This window comes from Marinobacter sp. (assembly GCF_014859525.1).
Classification (GTDB): domain Bacteria; phylum Pseudomonadota; class Gammaproteobacteria; order Pseudomonadales; family Oleiphilaceae; genus Marinobacter.
The window spans coordinates 1-3,502 of the sequence record NZ_JACUUB010000146.1 but is presented as its reverse complement, the minus strand read 5'-3'; the positions used below and the strand labels follow the sequence as shown (position 1 = coordinate 3,502).

Genomic DNA, 3,502 nt, shown 5'->3' with positions numbered 1-3,502 from the left:
CATTACCACCACGCGGTCTGAGACTTCCAACGCTTCTTCCTGATCGTGGGTCACGAATACGCTGGTCACATGAATGTCGTCGTGCAGGCGGCGAAGCCAGCGGCGCAGCTCCGCGCGCACCTTGGCATCCAGAGCGCCAAACGGCTCGTCCAGCAACAACACTCGTGGTTCCACCGCCAAGGCTCTGGCCAGGGCGATCCGCTGGCGCTGGCCACCAGAGAGTTGTGAGGGCAGCCTATCCGCAGTCCAGTCCAGTTGCACCATTTCCAGCAGGTGCATGACTTTTTGGCGAATTTCCTCTTTGCTGGGCCGTTGACTGCGGGGCTTCACCGTCAGGCCATAGGCCACGTTCTCAAACACGTTCATGTGTTTGAACAGCGCATAATGCTGGAACACGAAGCCCACGCCCCGATCGCTCACGTGCAGATCGGTGGTGTCTTCGCCCTGAAAACGGATTCGGCCACTGTCTGGCTGCTCCAGGCCTGCGATGATCCGCAGCAGGGTGGTTTTACCCGAGCCCGAGGGGCCCAGCAGGGCCGTCAGTTCGCCTTCCTTGAGGGACAGGCTGACATTATCCACTGCAACAAAATCGTTAAACCGTTTATTAACCCGATCAATTTCAATACTCATGGGTGTGTCCTCACTGGCTGTTTGCCGCCGGATGCTGGCGCTCATCCAGCCACTCGACAAAACTCTTGATGGCGATGGTGACCAGCGCCAGGCCGGTCAGCAGAGACGAGACCGCAAACGCCGCGGTAAACATGTATTCGTTGTAGAGCACTTCGATGTGCAGCGGCATGGTGTTGGTCTCCCCCCGAATACGGCCGGATACCACCGCCACCGCACCAAACTCGCCCAGGGCCCGGGCGTTACAGAGAATCACGCCGTAGATCAGGCCCCATTTGATGTTGGGCAGGGTGACGTACCAGAAGGTTTTCCAGCCACTGGCACCCAGGGTCAGCGAGGCTTCCTCTTCCTCCTTGCCCTGTTGCTGCATCAGCGGAATCAGTTCGCGGGCGATGAAGGGAAGCGTGCCGAACGCGATGACAATCACGATACCGGGCACGGCGAAGATGATGCGGATGTCATTGGCCGCCAGCCAGGGTCCGAGCCAGCCCTGAGAGCCGAACAGGATCACAAAAATCAGCCCGACCACCACCGGCGAGATGGCAAAAGGCATGTCGATCAGCGAGATCAGTATCGATTTACCCCGGAACTCGAACTTCGCGATGGCCCAGGCCGCTGCGACGCCAAACACCAGGTTGATAGGGATAACGATGACCACCACCAACAGCGACAACCGGATAGCAGACAGTGCATCAGGCTCATTAATGGCCGCCCACCACACCTTCAGCCCCTGTTCAAAGGCGCCATACAGCACCACCGCCAGTGGCAACACCAGAAACGCCGCAATGAAGGTCAGGGCGATGGTAATCAGGGTCAGGCGAACCCAGGCCGGCTCGGCCGTGGCACGGCGCCAGCGGGCTGCCAGCTCCGGATTGCCTTCGTAAGTTACAGTCTTTGTTGTCATGTCATGTCCCTCGGCGCTGGGTCCACCACTGCAGGCCGTTGATAGCCAGCAGAAGCAGGAAAGCGGTGACCAGCATGACGGTGCCAATGGCAGCCGCACCTTGATAGTCGTACTGCTCGGTTTTGGCAACGATCAATAGCGGGGTGATTTCGGTTTTGTAGGGCAGGTTTCCGGAAATAAACACCACCGAGCCGTATTCGCCCACCGCCCGGGCAAACGCCAGGGCATAGCCGGTGAGCAGCGCCGGCACCAGCGCTGGAAACACCACACGCCGGATCGTGGTGAAACGGCCTGCGCCAAGGCTGGCCGAAGCTTCCTCCAGCTCAGATTCCAGGTCTTCCAGCACCGGTTGCACCGTGCGCACCACAAACGGCAGGCCGATGTAGGTCAGTGCAATCACGACCCCAAGTTGGGTGTACGCCACCTTGATACCGGCAATCTGAAGATACTGGCCGACCCAGCCGGTGGAGGAATAAAGCGTGACCAGCGCAATGCCGGCCACCGCCGTGGGCAGCGCAAATGGCAGATCCACCAGGGCGTCGATGAACTTCTTGCCCGGAAAGTGGTAGCGAACCAGAACCCAGGCCACCAGGCCGCCGAACACCAGATTCAGTGTGGCACCAACAAGCGATGCCCCGAACGACAGCTTATAGGAGGCAACCACCTGCGGGTGGCTGACCGCGTTCCAGAAGTCTTCCCAGCTCATCAAGGAGGTATACAGCAGTAACCCGGCCACCGGGATAATGAAAATGATGCTGAGGTAGAAGAGAGAGAAGCCCATCGTCAGCCCGAAGCCGGGTATGACGCGTTGCTTGATGAGAGCCATAATGTTTTGACCTTACAAAAGCCCCCGGGCAGCGCGTGCTGTGCCGGGGGCCTGGATCGATGGGTTTAACGGCCTGAGATTACCTGCAGGATATCGTCGAAATGGCCACCGTCGTTGAAGTGGGTTTCCTGGGCCTTTGCCCAGCTGCCAAATACTTCATTAACCGTAAACACGTTTACGCTTGGGAATGCGTCTGCAAACTCCTTGGCAATCTCCGGGTTACTGGGGCGATAGAAGTGCTTGCCCGCCAGGCGCTGGGCCTCGTCGGTGTAGAGTTGCTCCAGATAGGCTTCAGCCGCCTCGCGGGTGCCTTTGCGGTCCACATTTTTGTCGATAACAGTGACCGGAGGCTCGGCCAGGATGCTGACCGACGGCACAATGATCTCGAAGTCGCCCTTGCCGAGCTTTTCCACAGACAGAATGGCCTCGTTCTCCCAGGCAATGAACACATCGCCAATGCCACGCTGAACAAAGGTATTGGTCGCTCCCCGGGCAGCAGGATCCAGTACCGGCACCCGCTGATAGATGTCACGAACGAATTCGAAGGCTTTGGTTTCGTCCCCATCGAACTTTTTCAGCGCGTAACCCCAGGCTGCCAGGTAGTTCCAGCGGGCGCCGCCGGAGGTTTTCGGGTTCGGGGTGATCACTTCCACATCGTCCCGCACCAGGTCATCCCAACCCTGTATGTTCTTGGGGTTACCAGCGCGCACCAGCAATACGATGGTGGAGGTATAAGGTGAGCTGTTATTGGGCAGGCGTTGCTGCCAGTCGGCTGGAATCAGGCCAGCCCTTGCATGGAACTGGTCAATGTCGTAGGCCAGCGCCAGCGTGGCAACGTCGGCATCCAGGCCGTCAATGATGGCCCTGGCCTGGGAACCTGCGCCACCGTGGGACTGGCGAACCGTGACCTTGCCACCGGTTGTTTCCTGCCAGTATTTGGCGAACGTTTCGTTGTATTCCCGGTAGAACTCTCGGGTCGGGTCGTAGGAGACGTTCAGCAAAGAGACATCCTTTGCTTGCGCCGTGCCGGCAACCGAGGTTGCCAGAAGAACGCTGGCGGTAAGAGCCAGCAACGGTTTTCTGAACAGAGACATAGCAAACTCCTCAAAATTTTTTGATGACTGCCGCCAGTGTTCCGGCCGGCC

At 58.8% G+C, this 3,502-nt stretch carries 4 protein-coding genes; all 4 read right to left on the bottom strand.

Annotated features, from left to right (window positions below):
• The coding region (locus tag IBX51_RS14790; protein ID WP_291832086.1) for a sulfate/molybdate ABC transporter ATP-binding protein at positions 1-630 on the bottom strand (630 nt) is incomplete at its 3' end.
• A 10-nt stretch (positions 631-640) separates the two neighbouring features.
• Positions 641-1,531: a sulfate ABC transporter permease subunit CysW gene (cysW, locus tag IBX51_RS14785; RefSeq protein WP_291832085.1), complete on the bottom strand. Its 891-nt coding sequence runs from the start codon at positions 1,529-1,531 to the stop codon at positions 641-643.
• 1 nt (position 1,532) lies between these two features.
• The gene (cysT, locus tag IBX51_RS14780; RefSeq protein WP_291832084.1) at positions 1,533-2,357 is read right to left on the bottom strand and encodes a sulfate ABC transporter permease subunit CysT; all 825 of its coding nucleotides are present in this window, start codon (positions 2,355-2,357) and stop codon (positions 1,533-1,535) included.
• 65 nt (positions 2,358-2,422) lie between these two features.
• Positions 2,423-3,451 carry a sulfate ABC transporter substrate-binding protein gene (locus tag IBX51_RS14775; protein WP_291832082.1) on the bottom strand — a complete coding sequence of 343 codons (1,029 nt, stop codon included), beginning with the start codon at positions 3,449-3,451 and terminating at the stop codon, positions 2,423-2,425.
• Between the last annotated feature and the right edge of the window lie 51 nt (positions 3,452-3,502).